Source organism: Janthinobacterium breve, from assembly GCF_051380895.1.
Lineage (GTDB): Bacteria > Pseudomonadota > Gammaproteobacteria > Burkholderiales > Burkholderiaceae_D > Janthinobacterium.
Window position 1 is genome coordinate 86950 of the sequence record NZ_JBNYXY010000006.1, and the last position, 24706, is coordinate 111655.

Consider the following 24706-nt stretch of genomic DNA (forward strand, 5'->3'; position numbering starts at 1 on the left):
CATGTCCAGCGACCCTCTTGCGCCGCCCGTGCTGCGCCTGACGCTCACGCGCGATCCCCTCGCCAGCGCCGGTGCCTGCCCCGCCGCGCCCGGCTGGCACAGCGAGACCCATGTGCTGTCGGGCGCGCGCGGCATCGGCAGTTGCCGCATCGCACTCGATATCGGTCCGGCCGACGTGGTGCAATTGCTGCTGTGCGACGGCAGTTCGCTGCTGGCGAGCAGCCTGGACCTGCCACGCTATCTGGGGCCGGCCACGGCGGCACGCGACGGCGCACCCGCCAGTATCGAAGTGGGGCTGGCCTTGCGTCCGCAGGCGGCGCGCCCGCCGCCCGGCGCCAGCCGCGACGGCCTGGGCGCCTGGATGCTGCGGGCAGTGCGCGTATACCGCTGCGGCGCCGCCGCCATGACGGCGCTGACGGCGGCGGGCACCTTCCAGGACCGCCAGCTGGAGCAGCGCCTGGGCCTGTACCGTTGCGGCATCGAAGCGGGCAGCATGACCGCTGTGGCCAGCCTGCCCGCCGGGCCGGAACCAGTACTGCTGCTGTTGCATGGCACGGCGTCATCGACCCAGCGCAGCTTTGGCGGCCTGTGGCGCAACGGCCTAGCGCCGCGGCTGGCGGCGCAGTACGGCAACCGCATCTACGGCTATGAGCACCGCAGCCTCAGCGACAGCCCCATCGAGAATGCGCTGGCACTCGTGCGCCAGCTGCCGCACGGCGCCGTGCTGCACCTGCTGGCCCATTCGCGCGGCGGGCTGGTGGGAGAATTGCTGGCGCGGGCGCAGCGCATCGACAGCCGCGGCGCCGTCGACCTGGCTGGCGACGGCCTGGAACGGCTGAGCGAAAACACGGTGGGCGGCGAAGCGTTCAACAGCCACGATATCGAGCACTTCGCGGCGCAGGCGCGGCTGGGCGGGCGCAGCGGCCACGACGCGGATGCGGCGCGCCTGCGCGAACTGGGCGTGGAATTGAAGACGCGCGCCATCCGCATCGCCCGCTTCGTGCGCGTGGCCTGCCCGGCGCGCGGCACCACCTTGATGTCGGGCCGGCTGGACCGCTGGGCCAGCGTGATGTGCAACCTGCTGCTGCAGGACGATGTGCCCGATGGCGGCATGGCCTTCCTGCTGGCCGTGGTGCAGCAGCGCTGCGACGCGCGCATCCTGCCGGGCCTGGAAGCGATGATGCCCGACTCGCCCCTGGTGGCGCTGCTCAACGCGCCCGACGTGCGCGTGGCCAGCCCGCTGCATGTGCTGGCCGGCGCGTGCAGCGGCGAGAGCTTGCTGGGCTGGCTGGGCGACTGCCTCGACGGCCAGCTGTATGGCGGGCAGAACGACCTGGTGGTCAATTGCGCCTCGATGGCCGGCGGCGCCACGCGCAGCACGCCGGTGCGGCAACTGCTGCTGCGCGGGCCGCAGACGCACCACCTGAACTACTTCGAACGCGCGCCGTCCAGCCTGGCCGCCGTGCAGGCGCTCACCGGCGACGAGACCGCCTACCAGCCGCTGCCCGGCATGGAGCACGGCGCGCTGGCGCGCGGCGGCGAAGTGCCGAAGCGGCGCGCGCACGCCCCCATCGTGCTGCTGCTGCCCGACATCATGGGCAGCCACCTGCAAGTGGGCAGCAACCGCATCTGGTTCGACCCCGTCAATCTGGTCGAAGGGCGCATCGAGCGCCTGGCCGTGGGCCAGCTGCACATCGTCAGCGCCGGCTGGGTCGAATCCTGCTATGAGCCGTTTGCCCGCTTTCTCGCGCAACGCCAGGAAGTGCGGCCCTTTACGTATGACTGGCGTTTATCGCTGCAGCACGCCAGCAACGCCTTCCTGCCCGTGCTCGACGAAGCCATGCACGACGCCGAACAGCGCAGCCAACCCTTGCGCATCGTTGCTCACGGCATGGGCGGGCTGGTGGCGCGGCTGGCCCTGAAAGACCGCTGGCAACGCTTCGGCGCCCTGCCCGGCAGCCGCCTGCTGCAGGTGGGCAGCGCCAACCGGGGCACGCAGGCGATGGTGCAAGTGCTGCTGGGACGCGACCGGCTGGTGCAGATGCTGGCGTGCTGGATAGGCTGGAAGCACACGCGGCGCCAGTTTCTCGGCTTCGTGCGCGCCTTTCCCGGCGTGCTGGACATGCTGCCGTGGCCGCAGGCGGGCAGCATCGATTATTTCGACGCCGACGCCTGGGTGCAACTGGCCGCGGGCGACGGGCAAGCGGGCCTGCCCGACGGCTGGCAGGCGCCCGAAGCGCCAGCGCTGGCGGCGGCGCGCGCCACCGTGGCCCTGCTGGAAGCGGCCCCGCTCGACGCCCGCCATTGCAGCTACCTGGCCGGCTGCGCCGACACGCCGGTGGCGCTGCGCCTGCATGACGGCGGCATCGAGACAGCCTGGTCGCCGGACGGCGATGGCCGCACGGCCTGGCAAGGCGCCGTGCCGGCCGGGGTGGAGGCCTGCTACCTGCCGGTGGCGCATGGCGACCTGCTGCTGCAAAAAGAATACTACCCGGCCATCGCGCAGCTGCTCGACGGCGGCCAGGGCGCAGCCCTGCCCCGGCGCCCGCCGCACGCGCCTGGCGGCACACCGCCCCGCTTCCGCCCATACGCCCCCGATGCGCGACCGCTGTACCCGCAAGCGCAGGAATTGCTCGATGCCGCCATCGGCGCCACCGGCCCCGCCAGCGCGCCCGAGAGCCGCGCGCCGCAGCTGAGCCTATCCCTCATCCACGGCAGCATGGCCTCGGCCGACGCGCCCGTCATGAGCGGCTGCTATGCGTATGAATCGCTGCGCGGCAGCATGAGTTTCCTGGACCGCCTGCTGGCGGGCAAGCTGCAGGAAATCCACGCGCTGGGGCGCTTTCCGCAACGTCCCGATGCGGCCCTGGTGGTGCTGCAGCCCGATGCGGCGCACCGGCCCGGCGGCGCCATCGTCATCGGCCTGGGCGCGCTGGGCGAACTGACGCCGGGCGAACTGGCGCGCGCCTTTGCCGGCGGCCTGCTCGAATACGCGTGCGTCTGCCTGCAGGTGCGCGCCGCCGACCGTGTGGCTGCGCCGCCGATGGGCGAACACGGCTTGCGCGTGGCCAGCCTGCTGTCCGGTTCCGGCTATGGCGGCTTGAGCATCGCCCTGTGTGCACGAGCCCTGATCGACGGCGCGCGCAGCGCCAACCGGCGCCTGGAAGACGCGGGCATGGCGTGCCGCATCGGCCACATCGCCATCTATGAACAATCGGAGGCGCGCGCCATCGCCGCCGCCGTGGCCATCGAGCAGATCATGGCCGAGGCGCGCTACCAGGGCAGCTTCACGTTCGAGCGGCGCATCCGCCACAGCCCGGGCGGCTATCGGCGCATCCTGCCCAGCCTGAGCGGCGACAATGGCTGGCGCCGCGTGCAGATCGTCGCCGCGGATCTCTCCGGCGCCCTGCGCTTCACCGTGCTGACGGACCGCGCCCACAACAGCGTCGACGAAGAGCCGAACCAGCGGCAAGCCGTCGACGGCTTGATCATGGATGCCACCGACAACACCACCGACCAGCCGGGCCTGTCGCGCGCCCTGTACGAACTGATGCTGCCCAATGGGCTGAAGGCGGCCATCCCCGAGATGCGCGGCCTGATCCTGGCCGTCGACCAGAGCGCCGCCATCTATCCGTGGGAGCTGATGCGCGACGAGGCGGGCAGCGAGGAAAGCCCGTTGTCCACGCGCATCGGCATGGTGCGCCAGCTGGCCAGCCTGCGCGAGCAGCCGCCCGCCGTCAGCCCGCCCAGCAACAACGTGCTGGTGATCGGCGATACCGATTCCGGCCTGCCCGAGCTGCCCGCCGCGCAGGCCGAGGCGCAGGACGTGGCGCGCATGTTCGGCGCGTACGGCTACCAGGTGCGCGAGCTGCTGCGCCCGCAGGCGCAACGCGTGCTGGTGCACCTGTTCGACGAGCGCTATTTCGCCATCCACCTGGCCGGCCACGGCGAAGTGGCCGGCCCCGGCATCGCCCATACGGGCCTGGTGCTGGGACCGAAGACGCGGCTGACGGCGGCGCAGGTGGGCAAGCTGAAACGGGTGCCGCAATTCGTCTTCATCAATTGCTGCCACCTGGGCGACATGCGTCCGGACGCCATCGCTCCGTGGTCGAAACTGGCCGCCAGCCTGGCCACGGCCTTCATTGAAATGGGTTCGCAGGCGGTGATCGCGGCCGGCTGGCGCATCGACGACCAGGCGGCCAGCATCTTCGCGCACAGCTTTTATCACGCCATGCTGAGTGGCGAATTTTTCGGCGATGCCGTGCGCCTGGCGCGCGAGGCGGCGTATCTGCAGTTCCCGGCCTCGAACACCTGGGGCGCCTACCAGGCGTATGGCGACGACCGCTACCGTTTCCCGAACACCCAGAGCCGCCCTTGGCAAGTGCCCGATTACCACTACCATGGCCACCTGCTGGCCGACCTGGAAACCCTGCATGCGCGCCTGGCGGGCGCCGACGCGGCGCGCCGCGCCGCCATCGAGGAAAAGCTGGCCAGCATCGAGGAAGCCGTGCGCGCGCGCTTCTTCGGCTGCGCCGACATCCGCGAAAACATGGCCGCCACGCGCGCCGGCCTCGGTGGCCTGGACAACACCCTGCGCGCCATCGAGCACTACCGGGCGGCGCACAGCGCGGCCGACGGCAAGGTGGGCCTGCGCGCGCTGGCGCACTGGGCGGAACTGGAGATACGCCAGGGCGCGGCCCTGTGCGGCATCGATGCGGGCGCCGGCATCGAGGTGCCAGCCGTGCCCAACCCGGCACAGGGACGGCAGCTGCTGCACGACGGACAGCAGCATATCGACCTCTTGGTGAAATTGGCACCCACGGCGCAGCGCCTGGCCCTGCTGGGACGCTACTGGGCCTTGCAGGCACGCCTGGCCTGCGCCGGGGGAATCTCCGGCGCGCCGGCGCTGCGCGCCATGAGCGATGCCTGCCTGGCCGCGCTGGAAGAAGCGCGGCTGCGCAGCGGCGTGGCCGACTGCGACCTGATTTTCCAGGTGCTGACGGGCGCCCTGCTGCTGAAAGCCCATGGCGACGACAGCGCCTGGCACGCGCTCGATGCGCAACTGGGCGACTTGCTGCACGACGCCATCGCGTATGCGCGCCAGCGCCACGCGGACGAACACCGCGCCATCGACGCCGGCGCCCCCGTGCGCGCCGCCCTGCTGGCGGCCCTGTGGCAGGCGCCGGATGGCCAGCCCTTCGACGCGCCCGCGCGCGCCGCGTTCCTGGCGCTTTACCACGACGCCGTGCGGCGCCACGGCAGCATCGGCGAATCCGAAGCGATCATGGTGCCGCTGCACTTCCTGCTCGAACTGCTGCCGCCCGACAGCGCGGAGACCGGCGTGCGCAGCGCCGTGCAGGCGCTGGCCAGCCAGTTGCAGTCCTCACTGCCGGGTCTTGGCCTTAGCCAGGCACCACTCCGTAATGGCGCGCGTAGCGCTCATCCAGATTCGCCAGCGGCATCATCATGAACATGTCGGCGCTTTCGAAATCAGGGTCCCAGGCCGGTTCGCCGCAAATCCAGGCGCCCGAACGCAGATAGCCCTTGATCAGCGGCGGCACCTGCGGCTTGTGCGCCGCTTCCACCTGGTGGATGGGGAAAGGCAGGTGCGGCGTGACGCGGTATTCGCTTGGGGCCATGTGTTTTTCCGCCAGCGCCTGGTACACGGCGACGGCGTTATGCCCGCCATCGGCCAAACTGATGCTGGCACAACCGACCAGGTAGTCGCAGCGCTCGCGGCGCATGTACTCGGCCAGACCCGACCACAGCAGCATGATCACGCTGCCACCCCGGTATTTCGGGTGGATGCAGGCGCGGCCCGCTTCGACCATGCGGCCGCGCAGGTTCTTCAGCCGGCTCAGGTCAAACTCGTTTTCCGCATACAGCCGACCGATCTTGGCTGCCTTGGCCGCGCTCAGCACGCGGTAAGTGCCCACCACTTTCAAGGTATCGGCGTCGCGCACGATCAGATGATCGCAATGCGCGTCGAATTCATCGCTGTCGAGGCCATCGGCGTTGGCCAGCGACGTCAGCCCCATGGTTTCGATAAACACCTTGTAACGCAAACGCTGGACTTCGCGCAATTCCGCCGCTGTGGTGGCCTGGCTCAACACCAGTTGAACCGGCCGGGCCTTGGCTTCGTTTGATGCGATTATGTTTTGCATGGTTTCATCCCTGTGATCAAGACGACTCCAGCGTACTTGTCTAATATGTCAGGAAAATGACAGCCGAATGTCATTTCCATGACGCAAGTCAATGTCATGCGGGGATCGTGCATAATTACCACACTCGCCCAGCAGGAAGACAGCATGAAAGACCAGGACGCACCGCACATCACGCCCTACACCAGGCCGGCCGCCGGCTGGGATGCCTTGAAACACGTGGCCATCAGCCTGCGCCAGGAACGGGTGGCGCCCGGCAATCTGAAAGCCCTGCTGGCGCAAAACCAGCCGGACGGTTTCGATTGCCCCGGCTGCGCCTGGCCCGACCGCAACCACGCTTCCACGTTTGCCTTTTGCGAAAACGGCGCCAAGGCCGTCGCCGCCGAAGCGACCAGCCGCCGCGCCGGCCCGGACCTGTTTGCCAGCCATACCGTGACGCAGCTGCTGGAGCAATCGGACTACGCGCTCGAACAGCACGGCAGGCTGACCGAACCGATGGTGTACGACGCTGCCAGTGACCGCTACGTGCCCATCGCCTGGGAAGACGCCTACGCCCTGGTGGGGCGCCACCTGCGCACCCTGCCCGACCCGAACCAGGCCGCGTTTTACACCTCGGGGCGCGCCAGCAACGAAGCCGCCTTTTTGTACCAGTTGATGGCGCGCCTGTACGGCACCAACAACTTCCCCGATTGCTCGAACATGTGCCACGAGGCGACCAGCCGCGGCTTGCCGGCCACTGTGGGCATCGGCAAGGGCACGGTGACCCTGGACGACTTCGAACTGGCCGACACCATCCTCATCTTCGGCCAGAATCCCGCCACCAACCACCCGCGCATGCTGGGCGAACTGCGCGAATGCGCACGCCGCGGCGGCAGCATCGTCTCCATCAATCCCCTGCGCGAACGGGGCTTGCAGCGCTTCATGGACCCGCAAAGCGCGCTGGAAATGGCGACTCTGGGCAGCACGCGCCTGGCCGGCCTGTTCGTGCAGCCGCCCCTGGGCGGCGACTTCGCCCTGATCAAGGCCGTCGCCAAGCGCGTCGTCGAGCATGACGATGCGGCGCAGGTGGCCGGTGCCCCCGCCATCATCGATCATGCTTTCATCGCGCAGCATTGCAGCGGCTTCGACGCCTTCCGCGACGACCTGCGCGCGGAGAATTGGCCACTGCTGCTGCAGGAGTCGGGCGTGGCGCGCGCGCAGATCGAGGCATTGACGGACATCTTCGTCAAGGGCCAGCGCATCATCGCCACCTGGGGCATGGGCTTGACGCAGCACAAGCACAGCGTGGCGGCCATCCGCATGCTGTCGAACCTGATGATGTTGCGCGGCCAGATCGGCAAGCCGGGTGCCGGCCTGTGTCCCGTGCGCGGCCACTCGAACGTGCAGGGCGACCGCACGGTGGGCATCGAGGAAAAGCCCACGGCGGCCTTCCTTGACCGCCTGGGCCAGGTGTATGGTTTTCATCCGCCGCGCGCGCACGGCCACGACGTGGTGACCACCATCGCCGCCATGCAGCGCGGCGACGTCAAGGTGTTCATCGCCCTGGGCGGCAATTTCGCCGCCGCCACGCCCGACACGCCCGTCACTTGCGCCGCCCTGCGCAACTGCGCGCTGACGGTGCAGGTGGCCACCAAGCTCAATCGCAGCCACCTGGTCATCGGCAAGGAAGCCCTGCTGCTACCCACCCTGGGGCGCACGGAAATCGACCTGCAGGGCGGCGTGGCGCAAGGCGTGACGGTGGAAGACTCGATGAGCATGGTGCATATTTCATACGGCCGCAATGCGCCCGCCTCGTCGCAGCTGCGCTCGGAAGTGGCCATCGTGGCCGGCATGGCCGAAGCGACGGTCGGCAGCGGCCTGGTAGACTGGCGCGCATATGCAGCCGACTATGCGCGCATCCGCGACGACATCGAAAAGGTGTTTGACGATTTTTACGACTACAACGCCAGGGTGGCCATTCCAGGCGGCTTTCATCTGACGGTGGCCTCGCGCGAGCGCGTGTGGAAGACGGCCAGCGGCAAGGCCAGCTTCCTCGTCGCCCCGCTGCCGCTGGACACGCCGCTGCACCGCGCCCGCGCGCGCCATGGCGAACGCCTGATGGTCTTGATGAGTACGCGCTCGCACGACCAGTACAACACCACCATCTACGGTATGGATGACCGCTACCGCGGCGTGTACGGCACGCGCAAGGTCGTCTTCGCCAACAAGGAAGATATCGCCATGCTGGGCTTTGCCGATGGCGAGCTGGTAGATATGATCGGCGCCTGGGACGATGGCGTGCCGCGCCGCGCCGATGGCTTCCGGCTGGTGGCCTATGACATCCCGCGCGGCTGCCTGGGCGCCTACTATCCTGAAACAAACGCGCTGGTGCCGCTGGCCAGCACGGCCGACGGCGCCGGCACGCCGACGTCGAAATCCGTCCCCGTACTGCTGGAACGCAGCGGAACTTAAAGCGTGACGCCGGGAGTGTAGTCGACGAAAGCATCCTGGCGGCAGAAGCCCACCAGCTTCATGCCCGCCTGCGTGGCGATGGAAATGGCCAGCGAACTGGGGGCGGAAATGGTCGCCAGCAAGGGAATCTGCATGCGCGCCGCCTTGCGCGCCAGCTCGTAGCTGCCGCGGCTGGACAGGAACACGAAGCCGCGCCGCATGTCGGCGCCGTTCAGGGCGAGGTGGCCAATCAGTTTATCGAGGCCGTTATGCCGGCCTATATCCTCGAACACGTGCACGATAACGCCGTCGGGCGTGCACCACGCGGCAGCATGCACGCCGCCCGTTGCCCGCATCAGCGCCTGGTGTTCGCGCAAGCCGCTCGACGCGCGCGCCAGCGCGGCGGGCAAGTCGACCTGGATCAGGGACGGCGGCAGCGCTTCCGGCTGCAAATCGAGCATGTCGATGCTGTCGATGCCGCACACGCCGCAGCCGCTGCGGCCCGTCAGCGCGCGCCGGCGGTCCTTCAGGCGCACGAAATCCTCCTGCGCGATGGTCAGCGCCACTTCGGCGGAATCAGCGCGCAGCAAGACTTCACAGTCGAAAATGTCGCCGGCGGAAGCGACCACGCCTTCCGTCAGCGCGAAGCCATAGGCAAACGCTTCCAGGTCACGCGGGGTGGCCATCATGACGACGTGGGAAATGCCATTGAAGACCAGCGCGACGGGGATTTCCTCGGCGACGTGGTCGATGGCGGCAGTGGAGTCGCCCGCGCGGTGGCGGACGATGGCGCGCTCGACGAAGCCGGCGCGTTCAATACTGGTTTCTTCTGACATGGCAACCATGGGGAACTATCACAGGCCCCATGGTAAACCAGAATGGGCAAGCGGGGGGCGGCCCCTCCGCTCGCGCCATCAGTCCTTCTTCGGACGGCCCGTTTTCAGCTGCGGCAAGCCGGCCAGCACGTTTTGCAGGGTCGCCAGGTCGATCTGGCTGATCAGCGCCACGCCGATGCGCAGCAATTCGCTTTTCTTGATCTCGAAACCGGCCTTCAGGCAAGCTTTCTTGACCTGGCCCAGAACTTCATACTCCGCTTCGGGCATGGTGAAGCTGTCGCGCACCAGTTTCGGCTTGCGGGCTTTTTCCTTGACGGCAGCGACCTTGGCGACCGGCGCTTTTTTCGCGGCGACCGGCTTGGCGGCCGCTTTCGCTACCGGCTTGGCTGCCGGTTTGACGGCGGCTTTCACTGCCGGCTTGGCGACGGCCTTGGCGGCTGGTTTCGCAGCAACCTTGGCGGCCGGTTTGGCGGCGGCTTTGGCGACTGGCTTGGCCACAACTGGTTTGGCCACGACAGCCTTGGCCGCCGGTTTGGCGGCGGGCGCCTTGGCAACGGCAGGCTTGGCGGCAACAGGCTTCGCTGCGGCGGGCTTGGCGGCCACTGGCTTGGCGGCGGCTTTTGCCACCGGTTTGGCCGCCGGCTTGGCGGCCGGTGCGGCCTTGGCCGATGCCGCATTGATCGAGGCGCTGGTGGGGAACATCGATGCGGGCGCGCTGTCGGCCTTTTTCACTGGAACGGTTTTGGTCATGGATTTTCCAATCTAATAAATAATATAAACAATATATACTCTTTTTTTAAATCTTGCTTGCTGCACATCAAGCCATGCGTACTGCATGACCTCCTAGGCGCTGGCACGGATGGTGAAATCGACTCCGACCTCATCCCAGAATTCCTGCTCCTTTTCGATCCAGAACGACACGGTGGGATGGTGCGCCACCCAGCCGCGCTTGATGTCGAGCTCGATTCGGCTCTTCATGCGCAGGCGCAGTTCGCTGAAATCGGCTTCGATGCGCGCATGCATGAGCAGAATCGACAGGCGCAGCGCCAGCACGGCCTTGGCGAAATCAGGGTCGGACAGCACTTCGCCGATCTTGCGCAAATTGCCCTTCTGCGCCAGGATCAAACGGCTCATGGTCTTCTGTTCGCGCGTGGTAAAACCGGGTAAGTCCGCGTTTTCCACGATGTAGGATGCGTGCTTGTGGTAGCCCGTCTGCGACACGGCCAGCCCCACTTCGTGCAGCAGGCTGCTCCAGCGCAGGCACTTCACCAGGACATCGGACGTGGGCTTGAGCTGCGCGTACATGGTCAGTGCCTGCTCGGCCACCCGGCCGGCGCGCTGCTGGTCGATATGAAATTTCTCCATGCAGCCCTGCACCGACTGTTCGCGGCGGTCGCGCTTGGTCGAACGCAGGTACAGGTCCCACATCACGCCCATGCGCAAGCCTGCCTCGATCGGCGTCATGAGGGGAATGGCCAGTTCGCGGAACAGGCCGATCAAGATGGCCAGGCCGCCGACAATGGTGCTGGCGCGGTCGGGGCGCAGGCCGGGCATGTCGATGCGGCTGGTGTGGCCCAGCTCGATGAAGCGCCGCGCCAGCGCATCGAGACTGGCGCTGGTGAGCAAGCCATCACCGAGCTTGTTGCGGGCGATGATGTCGGCGATCGTGCGGATGGTGCCGGAAGAGCCGTAGGCCGTCTTCCAGTGCTGCGGACCGAATGGTGGCGCGCCATCCTCGAAATGGCTGCGCGCCGAGAGGATGGCCGCCTCGAACGACGGCGCGTCGATGCGCCCGCCGATGAAGAACGACAGGCTTTGCTTGACGGTGCCCAGACTGAACGATTCGACCCGCTCGATATCGCTGCCACGCCCCAGTATCAGTTCGGTCGAGCCGCCGCCGATATCCATCACCAGCCGGCGTTCGCCAGGGATGGCCAGCGCATTGGCCACGCCCATGTAGATCAAGCGTCCCTCTTCCTCGCCCGAGATGATCTCGATCGGGTAGCCGATGGCTTGCTCGGCCAGCGGCAGGAAGACGGCGCCGTTGCGCGCCACGCGCATGGCCGACGTGGCCACCACGCGCACGGCTTCGAGCTCGAAGCCGGCGAGGATGGCGCGAAAGCGCTGCAAACAGGCCAGCGCCCCCTGCATGGCCGCCTCGGTCAGGTCGCCATTGGCGTCCAGGCCGGCGGCCAGGCGGATCGGGTCGCGCACGCTCTTGACCACGCGTATGGTGTCGCCATCATGCTTGCCGACGTGTAAACGAAAACTGTTGGACCCCAGGTCCACCGCTGCATACATACTGGCCTCTTGTCTTGTCATTGCTGTACCAACTGAAAAAGTTGGCAAAATCAGTTGCTAAACTATATAAATCATTTAAACGATTTAAAAATCCTACCACACTACCCCCATCGTATGACAGCGGCGTGACAGGATTGTGACAAGAAGTCGCGCGGCGACGACGTTTAAGGCACGATGGTGGTAAACAAATAGACAGCAAAAATCACCAGGTGCACCGTGCCCTGCATCACCGTGGTGCGGCCCGTACCCAGCGACAGTGTGGCCACCATCAGCGACAGCAGCAGCAGCACTGTCGACTTGATATCGAGTCCCAGCGTAATCGTCAGGCCCGTGGCCAGCGACACCACCACCACGGCGGGTATCGTCAGGCCGATGCTGGCCAGTGCGGAACCGAGCGCCAGGTTCAAGCTGGTTTGCAAGCGGTTGGCGCGCGCGGCCCGCACGGCGGCCAGGCCTTCGGGCAGCAGCACGATAGCAGCGATGACGATGCCGACCAGGGTTTTCGGCGCACCCATGGCGGCAATCGCCGTCTCCAGCGCGGGCGCCAGCGACTTGGCCAGCAGCACCACGGCGCCCAGGCACACCAGCAGCGCGCCGGCGCTGACCCAGGCGACGGTGGGCGTCGGCGGCGCCGCATGCACCTCTTCGTCGCCGACGGCTTCCTTGGGCAGGAAGTAGTCGCGGTGACGCACCGTCTGCACCAGCACGAAGGTGCCGTACAGGACCAGGGAGATGACGGCGATGAAAATGAGCTGGCTGGAGTTGTAATATGGTCCGGCGGCGCTGGAGGTGTAATTCGGCAGCACCAGCGTCAGGATGGCGATGGCCGCCAGGGTGGCCAGTGACGCGCTCACGCCCAGCAGGCCGAAGCTCTGCTCCCGGTGGCGCCCGGCGCCCAGCAGCAGGCAGATGCCGACGATGCCGTTCAAAATGATCATGATGGCAGCAAACACGGTGTCGCGCGCCAGTCCCGTCGTTTCCGGTCCGCCGGCCAGCATCAGCGAGACGATCAGCGCCACCTCGATCAGGGTCACGGCCAGCGCCAGCACCAGGGTGCCATACGGTTCGCCGATGCGGTGCGCCACCACTTCCGCGTGGTACACGGCGGCCAGCACGCTGCCGATCAGGCCAGCCACCAGCAATATCTGGTAGGCGCCGCCAACATTGAAGGTGGAACCGAACAGGAACAACCAGCCGGCAAGGGGGGCGGCAAGCGGCCATACAGGCAGGGATTTGAGCATTTTCATTATGGGCCTGGCAAGAGTAAAAAAGAGGGGTGCGGTGCGGACAGCAAAGGCGAGCCTGGCGTGCGCTCCATAGCATAACTTGCTTAGCTTAAATGAAAGTTAGGGAATGCACACGTTCGGATGCCGGCGCTCCGCGCCTCGACCACCTTGCTGCAATGTACCTACTTACTACCAGTAACTATAGTCCCTTTGGTAACATGCCGTTGCAATTTCCTTGTCTTTTTGCTTCCTGCGGCCGTCATACTACTGGATCCACCTTCACGGCAACGATCAAGGAGAAACCATGATTTCAGTAAACAGCGCAGCCATGCGCACCTTCGTCTTCGCGGGCAGCTTGCTATGCGCCGCAGCACAGGCAAGCACGCAGGCGCCGCGCGAGGACACGGCCGCAAACGCGGGCACACCGCAAGCACATATTGATTCAAACTGGGCCACCCCGCCTGCGCCTGCCGCCGCGCCCAGGTGGCAAGACAGCCTGCCGCCTGCGCCGCCCGTGGCACCACGCGAAGAAAAGATCCTGCCCAGGAGTGAATGGTTGAGTGTGGAGCCGATGAAGGCCCCTGACAGGCGCTGCGATCCCGGCCTCGATGCCTTGTTCTTGAGCAAGGAATGCAGCAAGGAGCCCAGCTGGCTGGGCTCGCGCAAGAAGTAAGCTGGCTTAAACGTCCAGCGTGCTGGCGCCCTGCGCCTCGACCACCCTGTTGCGCCCTGCCTGCTTGGCCGCCTGCAGCGCCTCGTCGGCCCGCTTGAACAGGCTGACGGTGCTGTCTTCGGCGCGGATGGTGGTCACGCCCAGGCTGGCCGTCAGCTGCAGCACGGCGCGCTCCGTCTTGACGGGCAGCACTTCGACGGCGGCGCGGATGCGCTCGGCCACCATCAGCGCATCGGCCAGGGTCGTGCGCGGCAGCTGGATGGCGAATTCGGCGCCACCCAGGCGACCCATCAGGTCGCTGTCGCGCAGTTGCTGGCGGCAAGTGTCGACGATGGTTTTCAGTACCGCATCGCCCACCGGATGCCCATAGCTGTCGTTGACGCGCTTGAAATGGTCGATATTGAGTACCACCAGCGCCGTCGGCAAGCCGGGCCGGCGAGCCAGGGCCATCCACGGCGCCAGCGCCTGGTAAAAACCACGCCGGTTCGGCACGCCCGTGGCCGCGTCGAGCACTTCCAGGCGCGCCAGTTCGCCGCCCAGTTTCTCACGCGACAGCAGCAGGTAGCCGAAAGCGTTCGTCAGCATCATCAGGTACAGGGCGCCAAAACCGGCCAGTTGCAGCAGCTCGGCGTCAAAGCCGGGGACGGCGGCTGCGAGCACGCCGCGCGCGGCGATCAGCAGCGATAGTATGCCCATACTGACGACGAGAAAACGGCGCAACATGCTTGCCTCGCGCCATTTGAGGCACAGCGCGGCCACGCCGGCGAGGAAAAAGCCGGCCACGATCAGCGAGCCGCCGGCGCTGCGCAGCAGCGGCGCCACGTCGAACAGATAACAGGCGGCAAACAGCGCCACCGACAGGCCCAGCGCCGGCAGCATGGTGCGGCGCCAGCCGCTGCGTCCGGCCGCCTGCCACAGCGCGCCCGCGTCGAGCGCCATGCCTGCAAACAGCAGGCTGTTGCCAAGAAAAATGGACAGTACATCGGGCAGCACGCCGCGGAAATATAGCAAACACCAGGCCACGGCCTGGCATTGCTTGGCTACCGCCCAGGTAGACATGCTGAGCGACTTCTTGCGCTCGTACTCGAAGAAGAACAGGGCCGCGCACAGACTCAGGTTGCCGAGTGCCAGGGCCAGTACCAGGGTCTTGATATCCATGGGCTACGCTATCGATGCGCAGGCGCGACGCGCCTGGTCAGATTTCGTGTTCGACATTGGTGCTGCCGTCGCCGACCTTGCTGGCCCACGCCTGCACGAAATACTGCTTTTCCACTTCGCTGGGCGCCTCGTGCCAGAAGACGATGAGGGTGCCCTTGTGATCGTGGATCTGCGCCACTTTTTCAATGAATCCGACATTGTCGGCCACGTCGGCCAGCGCCGCCGTGTAACCATACACGCGCGTCAGCCGCTCGATGCGGTCAGGCTCGGTAAAACTGTTCGTCGCCGTAATGATGGGGTGATCCAAAAACATGCTTGTCTCCATGGTGCCCGACTGCGCGGCCGTGCCGCCGCGTGCCATTACACATGCTCGGCGCGGATTAATCGGGTATGCTCACGGGAGCTTATCAGATTTCTCTGAATGCAACAAAGCATCTCCCCCCAGTCCACTCAGCGAAGTCGTCCTATGTCGGATAGCAAATTACCTGCCGTACGCGCGCCCCAGGTGCATACCTGCGGCGACCGGCGCCGCCTGGAATTCCAGCCAGGCATGATCCAGAGCGAAATGCTGCTGTCGCGCCCCGACCATCTGCTGCTGCGCTATGCGCGCGCCATGATGTGCGTCACCCTGTTCGTGCCGCGTCCCCGGCACATCCTGATGGTGGGACTGGGCGGCGGCTCGCTGCTGAAGTTCTGCCACCGCCACCTGCCCGACACCCGCATCACGGTGCTGGAATTGCGCGCCGACGTGATCGCACTGCGCGAGCAGTTCATGCTGCCACCCGACGACGCGCGCCTGCGCATCATCGAGACGGACGCCGTCAGCTATATCCGCCAGCATCCGGGCTGCGCCGACGTGCTGCTGCTCGATGGCTACGACGAAACGGGCCTGCCGCCCGCACTGGGCAGCGCGCGCTTCTATGCGGATTGCCTGCGCACCCTGCTGCCCGGTGGCGTGCTGGTGGCCAACCTGTTCAGTTATGACGAGCACTACTCCGCCATGCTCGCGCGCCTGCTGATCACCTTCCGCGGCGCCGTGTGCCACTTCGATGGCATCGCCGGCAACAACCGCATCATCTTCGCCGCCAGGCCAGACAAGCTCGGGGCAGGCCGTGCCCTGCGCGTCGTGCGCCTGGTGCGCTGGCGGCGGGTGTGCGGCCTGGCCTTCCTGAACCGCTTGCTGCCCGCATGGCAGCTGTGGCGTGTGCGCCGGCAGTCAGGCGCACGCAGCGACTGAAAGTCGTCTTTCCCGGCCATGGATGTTGTTGCTTATTGGCAGTAATTTGGTGCAAAATCAGCATGATCGATGTAGTTTATGACAAACTACGGCCTGCGTGGGGCCGGCAGGCGCCACCGAATCCAAGTATCCATGAAGTGAGATAGGAAAAACCATGCTGCGTGGCCGCCTGCCATTGTCGATTTCTGCCGCGGCCGCGCTGACCTTTGCCTGCGGCGTCAGCATCACTGCCGTGCTGTTCGCCGCCATCAGCCAGCTCGAATACGACAAGATGAGCCTGAGCCTGCAGCAGCGCGCCGGCGCGCGCGTGGCCGCCATCGAGCAGGGTCTCGACGACGCGGTCGAGGTGCTGACCACGACGAACCAGCTGTTTTCCGCCGTCGTGCCCGTCACGCGCGCGCAGTTCCACGACTTCACCACGCCGCTGCTGCAGCGCCACCCTTTCATCCAGGCCTTCAATTTCCACCGCATCGTGCCGCATGCGCAGCGCGCGGCCTTCGAAGCCGAGCTGCGGCGCATCGCGCCCGATTACGCCATGACGGAGATGCGCGACGGCGTCGTCGTGCCCGCGACAACGCGCGCCAGCTACCTGGTGGTGGACTACCTCGTACCGTTACAGGGCAACCGCCCCGCCTTCGGCCTGAACGTCAGCCCGAACGGCTTGCTGGCGCGCGCGCTGGAAAAGGCCATCATCAGCGGCCAGACCACCGCCACCGGCCTGCTGGCCCTGGCGCAGGGACCGCAGCAGGGCTTCGTCATCCTGCGCCCCGTGTACCGCCACGGCATGCCGCTGCAGACGGTGCAGCAGCGGCGCGCGGCGCTGATCGGCGATACGGCGGCCATCATCCGCGCCGGGGAACTGGTGCAGAAAATCCTTGCCGGCGCCGACCTGCTGGGTGACCCACAGCTTGAACTCAGCGTCTACGCCGACGCCAGTGCCGACCCGCGCCAACTGATCTTCCAGCATGGCCAGCCCCCTGCCGACGAAGCGGGCGGCGCCTGGGAGTCGCTGCCACGCTGGCTGCACTTTGCGTACCACAGCCATTATGACCGGGCCTTTTCTTCCGCCGGCCGGCCCTGGCATGTACGCGTGGTGGCCCATCCGCGCCCCTTCCTGGCCGACCACCTGGGTTCATTGTTCACCCTGATCACGGGCTTGCTGTTCAGCGTGCTGACGGCCGCCTTCGTGCAATCGCTGACGCAGCGCTCGCGCCGCGTGCAGCTGCTGGTGGAGCAGCGCACGGCCGACCTCAAGCGCAGCAATGAACTGCTCAGCGCCGACGTGCGGGCGCGCCAGCGCACGGAGCGCGCCTTGCAGGAAAGCGAAAAACGCTTCCGCCGCCTGCTGGCCCTGTCCTCGGACTGGTACTGGGAACAGGATGCCAACTTCTGCTTCACCCATATCACCAGCGGTTTTACGGACAAGTCGAACATGCCGCTGGAACGCTTCATCGGCATGACGCGCTGGGACAACAACCCGGAGATGCGCAATTCGCGCTGGGGCAAGCAGCACATCGCCAACCTGGAAGCGCACCTGCCCTTTTCCAACCTCGAATATGCGATGAAAGACCGCGATGGCCAGCTGCGCTGGTTCAGCATCAACGGCGAACCGCTGTTCAACGAACTGGGCGAATTTCGCGGCTACCGGGGCACGGGGTCCGAAATCACGGAACGCAAGCTGGCAGAGCAGCAAATCCAGCACATCGCCCACCACGACGTGCTGACGGGCTTGCCGAACCGCGCCCTGCTGCGCGACCGCCTGGCGCAAGCGATGGCCCTGTCGCGCCGCAAGAACCGCGCGCTGTGGGTGCTGTTGATCGACCTCGACCGTTTCAAGTTCGTCAACGACAGCCTGGGTCACAAGGCTGGCGACCTGCTGTTGAAAACCATTGCCACGCGCCTGCAGGCCAGCCTGCGCGAAAGCGACACGGTGGCGCGCCTGTCCGGCGATGAATTCGTCGCCATCCTGGGCGAACAGGCCGACGAAGTGCTCAGCGGCGCCATCGTGCAGCGCCTGATGGATGCCGTGGCCCAGCCGGTATTGCTCGACGGCAAGGAATTCTTCGTCACCTGCAGCATCGGCGTGGCCGTCTACGACATGTCGCGCTACGACGCCCCCGGCGACGTGACCTTGAATGGCGAGACGCAGAACCTGATCGAACAGGCCGACATCGCCATGTACTGCGCCAAGAAACAGGGCCGCAACAACATCAAGTTCTACACGACGGCCATGAACCAGGCCACGCTGGAGCGCCTGCGCATCGAGACGGCGCTGCGCAACGCACTGGAGCGCGAACAGTTCGTGCTGCATTACCAGCCGCAGCTGGACCTGGCCAGCGGGCGCATCGTCGGCGTGGAAGCGCTGCTGCGCTGGCAGCACCCGGACCTGGGCATGGTAGCGCCGCAGCGCTTCATCGCGCTGGCCGAGGATACGGGCCTGATCGTGCCGATCGGCGCGTGGGTCATGCGGCAGGCATGCGCGCAGATGCAAGCCTGGCATGCGGCTGGGCTGGGCCTGCTGCGCCTGGCCGTGAACCTGTCGGCGCGCCAGTTCAACGAGCCGAACCTGGTCGCCTCGATAGCCGAAGTACTGGCCGAGACGGGCCTGCCGCCCGCCTGCCTGGAACTGGAGCTGACGGAGAGCCTGTTCATGCACGACGTGGCACTGGCCGTCAGCCAGCTGCACGACATGAAGGCACTGGGGGTGCAGCTGTCGATCGACGACTTCGGCACCGGCTATTCCAGCTTCGCCTACCTGCGCACCTTCCCCATCGACGTGCTGAAGATCGACCGCAGTTTCGTGGGCGACGTGGCGCGCGACGCGGACGATGCCGCCATCGTCGTCTCCATCATCGCCCTGGCGCACAATTTGAAGCTGCGCGTGGTGGCCGAAGGCGTGGAAACGGCGGAACAGCTGGACTACCTGCGCCAGCACGGCTGCGACGAAGCACAAGGCTATTACTTCAGCCACCCGCTGCCCGCGCACGAGGTGGAAGCGCTGCTGCGGGCGGAAACGGGCGTGACGGCCTAAAGCTTCTGCTGCAGGAATTCCAGAAAACAGCTGATACGCTGCGCCAGCTGCGTGTTGCGGTAATACACGGCGTGGATCTGCTGGCGGTAGCCCGTGTAGAACGGCTGCAACACCTTCACCAGGCGGCCGGCGGCGATGTCGTCCCTCGTCATGAAGTCGGACAGGCAGACGATGCCCTGGTCGTGCAGCGCCAACTGGCGCAGGGTTTCGCCGCTGGAAGCGGCCAGCGCAGGCACAATCTGCAGGCTGTTGCCGGCAGCGTGGCGCAGCGGCCATTGATTGCCCAGCTCATATTGCGCAAAACCCAGCAGCGCATGACCGGACAGCGCTTCCGGCGTGTCGGGCACGCCGTGGCGCGCCAGGTAGGCGGGCGTGGCCAGCACATGCAAAGGGCTGGCACTGAGCGGGCGCGCATGCAGGGTCGAGTCGACCAGGGCGCCGATGCGGATGGCGATATCGGTGCGGTGCTCGAGCAGGTCGGCGATCTGGTCGTTGCTGGTCAGCTCCAGGCGGATGTCCGGGTACATGGCGCGAAATTCCGCCACGTGGGGCACCACGCAATGCAGCATGAAGGGCGAGGCGGCATCGACGGACAGCCGCCCGGCCGGCTTCTGGCGGCGGATGCGGATCGATTCCTCCACATCCTCCATCGAGGCGAGGATGGCGCGCGCCTTGTCCAGGAACAGCTGCCCTTCTTCCGTCAGCTCCATGCGCCGCGTGGTGCGCGTCAGCAGCGACGTGGCCAGCTTGTCTTCCAGGCGCGACAGGGCGCGGCTGACGCCCGAGGTGGTTTGTCCCAGGTGCACGGCGGCCGCGCTCAGGGTGCCGCTGTCGATGACGGTGACGAAGATTTTCAGGTCGTCCGAATTGATATCCATTGTTGCCTTATTATTGCCGCATTGTTGCTCGATTTTCACATATCGCGCCATTATAATGGAATCATGGCAACAGTGACGGCAGCAGGCAACGTCAGGCAACGTAGAACAAAATGGCGATAAAATGGCAGCTACTGCCGGCCAGCACGAACAGGTGCCAGATGCCGTGGCCATGGCGCAGCTTGTGGTCGGTGGCGTAAAAGACGATGCCGCCCGTATAGCACAAGCCGCCTGCCACCAGCCACAGGAAGCCGTTCCACTCGAGCGCCGCCAGCAGCGGTTTGATGCCGATGACGACCAGCCAGCCCATGGCCACGTAAATCACCAGCGACAGGATGCGCGCGCCTTTCGCGTACACATATTCCTGCACGATGCCAAGCAGGGCCAGGCCCCAGACGACGCCGAACAGCGACCAGCCCCACGGCCCGCGCAGGGTCACCAGCATGAAGGGCGTGTAGGTTCCCGCGATGAGCAGGTAGATGGCGCAGTGGTCGAGCCGCTGCAGCACGGCCTTGGCCTTGCCGCGCACGCTGTGGTACAGGGTGGAAGTGAGGTACAGGGTCAGCAGCATGGCCGCATACACGCTGCAGCTGACGATTTTCCATGGGTCGCCCGTGCGGGCCGCCGCGACAATCAGGATGACGCCGCCGATGGCCGCCAGCGCGGCGCCCACCGTATGGGAAATGCTGTTGAACCGTTCACCGTGGTACATGCTAGACCGCCCGCTGCGTTAAAAACAGGCTCATCGTACACGCTTGGGGAGATCGGGGTGCGCGCTTTGCGCAAGGCAGGGCCTGGAAAAGCCGGGGCGCATGCGATTGCCGCCCCGCTTATTGCTGCTCAGACTATCAAGCTTCTTCGGCCTTCTTGCGCGCGGGACGGCGCGCCGGGGTCTTGCGCGGCGCCTTGGCCGGCTTGTCTTCCGCCACGACAGCCACTTCCACCGGTGCCGCTACGACGACAGGCGCCGCTTCCGGCACGGTGTCAACCGCCTTCCTGGCCGGCTTTTTCGATGCTGCCGCCTTGCGGGCCGGCGTGCGCGGCTTGGCCTTGGGTTTCGCTTCGGCGACCGTTTCCGCGACCACCTCGGCTACTGGCTCGGACACTGGCACAGGCGCAGCTGGCGCCACCTCGACGGCCTCCACGCGTGCTTCACGCGCGCCATCGCCATTCTTGCGGCCACCACGACCATTGCGGCGCGAACCGCGCTTGGCGTTGCCCTCTTCGGCCACCTCGTGCACGACCTCCGGCTGCGCCGCCGGCGCATACTGCTCGATGACGGCGACGGCAGATTCGGCCTCGGCCACCGGCACGAAGGCCTGCGGTGCTTCACCGCGGCGTTGTTCGTTCTGCTTGCGGCCGCCACGACCATTGCGGCGCGAATCGCGACGGCTGCCGCCTTCGCGGCTGTTGCCCTCTTCCGCCGTCGCGCCGGTCTCGCCACTGGCGATTGTCTCGCTGGCGGCATCCGCGTTCACGGCAGCCGGCATGGCCACCAGGCCGCTGCTGCGGTAGACATAGGCACCCGATTTCTCGTCGCGGCCAAATTCCAGCAAGCCGCGCGTCTGCGCCTCTTCCAGCAGATTGCCGAAGGTACGGAAACCGTAATACGATTCGCTGAAATCGGGCTTGCGGCGCTTGATCGCTTCTTTCAGCATCGAGGCCCAGATCTTGCCGCTGTCGCCGCGCTCGGAAACCAGCGCGTCGAAGGTTTCGACGGCCATTTCGATCGCTTCCGTCTTGCGCGACTCGTATTTTTCCTTGCGGCGCAGCTCTTCATCGGGCGAGCGCTTGGCGACCGCAGCCGGGCTTTCGCGCGCGTCGCGCTTGGCGGCCGTGCGGCGGCTTTCGCGCACCAGGTCATCGTAGAAAATGAATTCGTCGCAGTTCGCCACCAGCAGGTCGGAGGTCGACTGCTTGACGCCCACGCCAATCACCTGCTTGGCGTTTTCGCGCAGCTTCGACACCAGCGGCGAAAAATCGGAATCGCCGCTGATGATGACGAAGGTGTTCACGTGGGCCTTGGTGTAGCACAGGTCCAGGGCATCGACCACCAGGCGGATATCGGCCGAATTCTTGCCGGACTGGCGCACGTGGGGAATTTCGATCAGCTCGAAGTTCGCCTCATGCATGGTGCCCTTGAAACTTTTATAACGGTCCCAGTCGCAATATGCCTTCTTGACAACGATACTGCCCTTGAGCAACAAGCGTTCGAGGATGGGCTTGATATCGAATTTTTCGTAATTTGCATCTCGCACGCCGAGCGCGACGTTCTCGAAGTCGCAAAACACGGCCATGCTGAGGTTTTCTGGGGATGACGCCATAAGGGTGAATTCTCGCTGGATGATAAGGGCGGACGGGAAGCGCAACGCCTCCCTTTTCGCCTAGTATATTCGCCCATCCCCCGTTTCGGCGACAACTATCGTGCGCGGCAGCCTATTGCGCACCGCCGACGGCGCTGGCGCCCGGCCAAACCACGCTTTCATCGACCGAGTACAGCTGGCACGGCATGCTGCTGCGCCGCTGGCAAGAGGCCAGCGCGCGCACATCGGGACTTTCGCCCTCCTCGGCCCAGCCCCAGGCGCCGCTGGCCGACAAAGCAAAGGCGCGCGGCGCGGTTTTCTCCAGGAAGACGCGGTAGGCCGCGCGCCCCTGCTCTTCCAGATACGGCACGGCGGCAATATCGCCCTGCAGTGCGAAATGCGTGGCGGGCGGAGACGGCGCATCGGCCACGCGATACACCTGCCGCACCGGCATGCCGATTTTCTGCAGGAAGCGCTCCGTGGCGGGCAGCCACACGGCCACCCCATCGCGGCTGCCCAGGGTCAGGTGGGCGTCGCGCTTGAACGGGCCATACGCGACCAGTTCCGCCTGCCCGCCGGAACTCGTGAACGAGCGGAACAGGCGCTGCGCCAGGGCGGGTCCGAAATAGGAGTCGTTCGCGCCATACAGCCACAGGCTGGGAATGTGGTTGTAGGCACCCAGGGTGGCGAAGGCCTTGGCCAGCGCTCCTTGCCAGTCGCAGCCGGGCATGTCGACGCGCAGGCCGCCGGCGAAATTGAGCACGCCGCGCACGCCGGGCAGCACCCGGGTGGCCAGCGCCAGCGCCGCCATGCCGCCATACGATTGCCCCGCGACGACGATGCGTTCCGGATCGACCCAGCTCTGGCGGCGCGCATAGGCCAGCGCGGCGAGCATGTCGCGCGCCTGGCCCTGGGCATTGCCCAGCATGTCGCAACCGACATCGCGGTAGGCGCCCGTGGAGCGCGCAAAGCCGGCGCGCATGGGCAGCATCACCGCATAGCCGCGGCGCACAAATTCGGTGGCCATATAGATGAAGCGCTCGCGCGCCTGCAGTTTCGCCGGCCCGGCCTGCTTGCCGTGATTCATCAACAGCAGGGGAAACGGACCGGGACCGGCGGGGCGGAACACCGTCGTTTCCAGCATCTCACGCAAGCCGTCGCCGGCCGGCACCATGATGATCTGCTCGTGCAGGCGCGCATCGAGCGGCAGTGGCAAGGAGACAGGCTGGGCTTTCAGGGGCAGGCAAGGCAGACTGAGCAGCAAACCCAGGAAAATGGGGCGAAGCAGATGGAAAATGGCGGACTCCGTGGACGACGTCTCTGCCAGTCTAGACAGTGAAATGCCACAGGACAATATGAAAATGTACGTGATGCACCTATTTTTTTGTGGCAATCATCTGCCAGAAAAAAATTGTTGCCTTGCATCAACCACTTTTCCCGCTGGCGGGAGTAAACTAGGCGTATTCTGAAGGAGTTGCCATGTCCATATCCGCCCTCACCACCGGCACCTCGGGGCTGACCGCCAACCAGCGCGCGCTGGATGTGGCCGCCAACAATATCGCCAATGCGAATACGCCGGGCTTCCAGCCGCAATCGGCCAACTTCCAGGAAGCCAGCCCGGCCGGCACGGGCGTCACGCTCTCCGTCGAAGGGCGCAAGCTGGCCGCCAGTGAAAGCGTCAGCGGCGCCAATGCGAATGCGGCCAAGGCGGCTGAAAGCCGGCCGAACGGCGTTGGCCTGGCATCCGAACTGACGGACAACCTGGTCTACAAGGCCGGTTTCAACCTGTCGGCGAATGTCGTCAAGGCGGCCGACCAGGCCTTGGGCAGCCTGATCGACGTCAAGACTTGAAGCCCTGAGACTATCTACATCATAGCCAGCGCCAGCGGCGCCATGGCAGGCTGAATCAACGCCAGCAGCCGTTCGGCCGGAATGCCGTCGCGCGCCTGCACCGACAGGCCATGCAGCAGCGCCGCATAATAATCACCTAGCGCCTGCACGTCCGCATCCCCTTTTAACTCTCCCGCCAGCTGCGCCGCGCGCAAGCGCTCGATGACGGCTTGCGTGCGCGCGCGGCGGTGTTGCGCCAGCCAGTCGGCGATGCCGGCGTTTTCCGCACTCGTATTCGTGGCGGCAGTCACCACCATGCAGCCTTGCGGCTGGCCGCTGCGCGTGTACAGCAGCACGGCTTCTTCCAGCATGCGCGCCACCGCGTCGCGCACATTCAGGCTGGCGGCCAGCGCATGCACGGCAAACGCGCCCTCGCCCGACTCGTACAGTTCCACGGCTTCGCGGAACAGCTGTTCCTTCGAGCCGAACGCCGCATAGATGCGCGCCGAGGCGATGCCCAGCGCCGCCACCAGGTCAGCCATCGACACACCCTCGTAGCCGCGCGTCCAGAATGCGTCGCGCGCTTTTGCCAGCGCCAGCGCGCGGTCGAATTCCCTCGGTCTTCCTGCCATGTTTACCCTCTGC

General features: G+C 66.1%; 18 protein-coding genes. 6 read left to right on the top strand and 12 right to left on the bottom strand.

Translation table 11 applies throughout. The annotated features are described in order from the left end of the window. Position 1: 1 nt before the first annotated feature. Positions 2 to 5470: a CHAT domain-containing protein gene (locus tag ACQ4W0_RS12880; RefSeq protein ID WP_436577068.1), complete on the top strand. Its 5469-nt coding sequence runs from the start codon at positions 2 to 4 to the stop codon at positions 5468 to 5470. Here the strand turns inward: ACQ4W0_RS12880 and ACQ4W0_RS12885 are convergent. Beyond that, positions 5403 to 6164, bottom strand: a complete 762-nt coding sequence (locus tag ACQ4W0_RS12885) for a GNAT family N-acetyltransferase (RefSeq protein WP_436577069.1) — start codon at positions 6162 to 6164, stop codon at positions 5403 to 5405. The two genes, ACQ4W0_RS12880 and ACQ4W0_RS12885, sit on opposite strands and share 68 nt — an antisense overlap. A 144-nt stretch (positions 6165 to 6308) precedes the next feature. On the opposite strand from ACQ4W0_RS12885, the gene ACQ4W0_RS12890 reads away from it, so the two are divergent. Further along, positions 6309 to 8612, top strand: coding sequence for an FdhF/YdeP family oxidoreductase (locus ACQ4W0_RS12890; protein WP_436577070.1), 2304 nt, complete (start codon positions 6309 to 6311; stop codon positions 8610 to 8612). Here the strand turns inward: ACQ4W0_RS12890 and fdhD are convergent. From fdhD to ACQ4W0_RS12910, 4 genes are all read right to left on the bottom strand, one after another. Beyond that, positions 8609 to 9427 carry a formate dehydrogenase accessory sulfurtransferase FdhD gene (gene fdhD / locus ACQ4W0_RS12895; RefSeq protein ID WP_436577071.1) on the bottom strand — a complete coding sequence of 273 codons (819 nt, stop codon included), beginning with the start codon at positions 9425 to 9427 and terminating at the stop codon, positions 8609 to 8611. The two genes, ACQ4W0_RS12890 and fdhD, sit on opposite strands and share 4 nt — an antisense overlap. Positions 9428 to 9505: 78 nt before the next feature. Further along, the gene (locus ACQ4W0_RS12900; RefSeq protein ID WP_436577072.1) at positions 9506 to 10177 is read right to left on the bottom strand and encodes a hypothetical protein; all 672 of its coding nucleotides are present in this window, start codon (positions 10175 to 10177) and stop codon (positions 9506 to 9508) included. A 93-nt stretch (positions 10178 to 10270) separates the two neighbouring features. Continuing rightward, the gene (locus ACQ4W0_RS12905; protein ID WP_436577350.1) at positions 10271 to 11728 is read right to left on the bottom strand and encodes a Ppx/GppA phosphatase family protein; all 1458 of its coding nucleotides are present in this window, start codon (positions 11726 to 11728) and stop codon (positions 10271 to 10273) included. A 164-nt stretch (positions 11729 to 11892) separates the two neighbouring features. Continuing rightward, entirely contained in the window at positions 11893 to 12975 is a 1083-nt protein-coding gene (locus tag ACQ4W0_RS12910; RefSeq protein ID WP_436577073.1) for a calcium:cation antiporter, read from the bottom strand. Between the two features lie 283 nt (positions 12976 to 13258). Here ACQ4W0_RS12910 and ACQ4W0_RS12915 point away from each other — a divergent pair, with 283 nt between their 5' ends. Continuing rightward, a complete protein-coding gene (locus ACQ4W0_RS12915; RefSeq protein ID WP_436577074.1) occupies positions 13259 to 13627 on the top strand; it encodes a hypothetical protein in 369 nt (122 codons plus the stop codon). 6 nt (positions 13628 to 13633) lie between these two features. Here ACQ4W0_RS12915 and ACQ4W0_RS12920 read toward each other — a convergent pair whose 3' ends face one another. Both ACQ4W0_RS12920 and ACQ4W0_RS12925 read right to left on the bottom strand, forming a co-directional pair. Further along, positions 13634 to 14785 (bottom strand): GGDEF domain-containing protein, encoded by a 1152-nt coding sequence (locus ACQ4W0_RS12920; RefSeq protein WP_436577075.1) that lies wholly within the window; start codon positions 14783 to 14785, stop codon positions 13634 to 13636. Positions 14786 to 14822: 37 nt separating this feature from the next. Then, on the bottom strand, positions 14823 to 15098 hold the full coding sequence (locus ACQ4W0_RS12925; protein WP_436577076.1) for a hypothetical protein: 276 nt from the start codon (positions 15096 to 15098) through the stop codon (positions 14823 to 14825). A 153-nt stretch (positions 15099 to 15251) separates the two neighbouring features. Here ACQ4W0_RS12925 and ACQ4W0_RS12930 point away from each other — a divergent pair, with 153 nt between their 5' ends. Both ACQ4W0_RS12930 and ACQ4W0_RS12935 read left to right on the top strand, forming a co-directional pair. Then, positions 15252 to 16022, top strand: a complete 771-nt coding sequence (locus tag ACQ4W0_RS12930; RefSeq protein WP_436577077.1) for a spermine/spermidine synthase domain-containing protein — start codon at positions 15252 to 15254, stop codon at positions 16020 to 16022. A 154-nt stretch (positions 16023 to 16176) separates the two neighbouring features. Next, entirely contained in the window at positions 16177 to 19053 is a 2877-nt protein-coding gene (locus tag ACQ4W0_RS12935) for a bifunctional diguanylate cyclase/phosphodiesterase (protein ID WP_436577078.1), read from the top strand. Here the strand turns inward: ACQ4W0_RS12935 and ACQ4W0_RS12940 are convergent. The 4 genes from ACQ4W0_RS12940 to ACQ4W0_RS12955 all read right to left on the bottom strand — a co-directional run bounded on the left by ACQ4W0_RS12940 (position 19050) and on the right by ACQ4W0_RS12955 (position 23447). Further along, the gene (locus ACQ4W0_RS12940) at positions 19050 to 19931 is read right to left on the bottom strand and encodes a LysR substrate-binding domain-containing protein (RefSeq protein WP_436577079.1); all 882 of its coding nucleotides are present in this window, start codon (positions 19929 to 19931) and stop codon (positions 19050 to 19052) included. The two genes, ACQ4W0_RS12935 and ACQ4W0_RS12940, sit on opposite strands and share 4 nt — an antisense overlap. A gap of 91 nt (positions 19932 to 20022) precedes the next feature. Continuing rightward, entirely contained in the window at positions 20023 to 20640 is a 618-nt protein-coding gene (trhA, locus tag ACQ4W0_RS12945) for a PAQR family membrane homeostasis protein TrhA (RefSeq protein WP_436577080.1), read from the bottom strand. A gap of 136 nt (positions 20641 to 20776) precedes the next feature. Then, a complete protein-coding gene (locus ACQ4W0_RS12950; protein ID WP_436577081.1) occupies positions 20777 to 22252 on the bottom strand; it encodes an NYN domain-containing protein in 1476 nt (491 codons plus the stop codon). A gap of 112 nt (positions 22253 to 22364) precedes the next feature. Beyond that, positions 22365 to 23447: a dienelactone hydrolase family protein gene (locus ACQ4W0_RS12955; protein ID WP_436577082.1), complete on the bottom strand. Its 1083-nt coding sequence runs from the start codon at positions 23445 to 23447 to the stop codon at positions 22365 to 22367. Positions 23448 to 23710: 263 nt separating this feature from the next. Here ACQ4W0_RS12955 and ACQ4W0_RS12960 point away from each other — a divergent pair, with 263 nt between their 5' ends. Continuing rightward, the gene (locus ACQ4W0_RS12960; protein ID WP_436577083.1) at positions 23711 to 24082 is read left to right on the top strand and encodes a flagellar basal body protein; all 372 of its coding nucleotides are present in this window, start codon (positions 23711 to 23713) and stop codon (positions 24080 to 24082) included. Between the two features lie 14 nt (positions 24083 to 24096). Here the strand turns inward: ACQ4W0_RS12960 and ACQ4W0_RS12965 are convergent, their stop codons facing one another. Next, complete coding sequence (locus ACQ4W0_RS12965; protein WP_436577084.1) at positions 24097 to 24693, bottom strand: TetR/AcrR family transcriptional regulator; 597 nt, start codon at positions 24691 to 24693, stop codon at positions 24097 to 24099. Positions 24694 to 24706 lie beyond the last annotated feature (13 nt).

Excerpts from the sequence above, each read along its gene's own strand:
- ACQ4W0_RS12965 (WP_436577084.1), bottom strand. The coding sequence starts at position 24,693 with ATGGCAGGAAGACCGAGGGAATTCGACCGCGCGCTGGCGCTGGCAAAA.
- ACQ4W0_RS12920 (WP_436577075.1), bottom strand. The coding sequence starts at position 14,785 with ATGGATATCAAGACCCTGGTACTGGCCCTGGCACTCGGCAACCTGAGT.
- ACQ4W0_RS12940 (WP_436577079.1), bottom strand. The coding sequence starts at position 19,931 with ATGGATATCAATTCGGACGACCTGAAAATCTTCGTCACCGTCATCGAC.
- ACQ4W0_RS12890 (WP_436577070.1), top strand. The coding sequence starts at position 6,309 with ATGAAAGACCAGGACGCACCGCACATCACGCCCTACACCAGGCCGGCC.
- ACQ4W0_RS12885 (WP_436577069.1), bottom strand. The coding sequence starts at position 6,164 with ATGCAAAACATAATCGCATCAAACGAAGCCAAGGCCCGGCCGGTTCAA.
- ACQ4W0_RS12935 (WP_436577078.1), top strand. The coding sequence starts at position 16,177 with ATGCTGCGTGGCCGCCTGCCATTGTCGATTTCTGCCGCGGCCGCGCTG.
- ACQ4W0_RS12880 (WP_436577068.1), top strand. The coding sequence starts at position 2 with ATGTCCAGCGACCCTCTTGCGCCGCCCGTGCTGCGCCTGACGCTCACG.
- ACQ4W0_RS12915 (WP_436577074.1), top strand. The coding sequence starts at position 13,259 with ATGATTTCAGTAAACAGCGCAGCCATGCGCACCTTCGTCTTCGCGGGC.
- trhA (WP_436577080.1), bottom strand. The coding sequence starts at position 20,640 with ATGTACCACGGTGAACGGTTCAACAGCATTTCCCATACGGTGGGCGCC.
- ACQ4W0_RS12925 (WP_436577076.1), bottom strand. The coding sequence starts at position 15,098 with ATGTTTTTGGATCACCCCATCATTACGGCGACGAACAGTTTTACCGAG.
- ACQ4W0_RS12900 (WP_436577072.1), bottom strand. The coding sequence starts at position 10,177 with ATGACCAAAACCGTTCCAGTGAAAAAGGCCGACAGCGCGCCCGCATCG.
- ACQ4W0_RS12960 (WP_436577083.1), top strand. The coding sequence starts at position 23,711 with ATGTCCATATCCGCCCTCACCACCGGCACCTCGGGGCTGACCGCCAAC.
- ACQ4W0_RS12950 (WP_436577081.1), bottom strand. The coding sequence starts at position 22,252 with ATGGCGTCATCCCCAGAAAACCTCAGCATGGCCGTGTTTTGCGACTTC.
- ACQ4W0_RS12910 (WP_436577073.1), bottom strand. The coding sequence starts at position 12,975 with ATGAAAATGCTCAAATCCCTGCCTGTATGGCCGCTTGCCGCCCCCCTT.
- fdhD (WP_436577071.1), bottom strand. The coding sequence starts at position 9,427 with ATGTCAGAAGAAACCAGTATTGAACGCGCCGGCTTCGTCGAGCGCGCC.
- ACQ4W0_RS12930 (WP_436577077.1), top strand. The coding sequence starts at position 15,252 with ATGTCGGATAGCAAATTACCTGCCGTACGCGCGCCCCAGGTGCATACC.
- ACQ4W0_RS12905 (WP_436577350.1), bottom strand. The coding sequence starts at position 11,728 with ATGTATGCAGCGGTGGACCTGGGGTCCAACAGTTTTCGTTTACACGTC.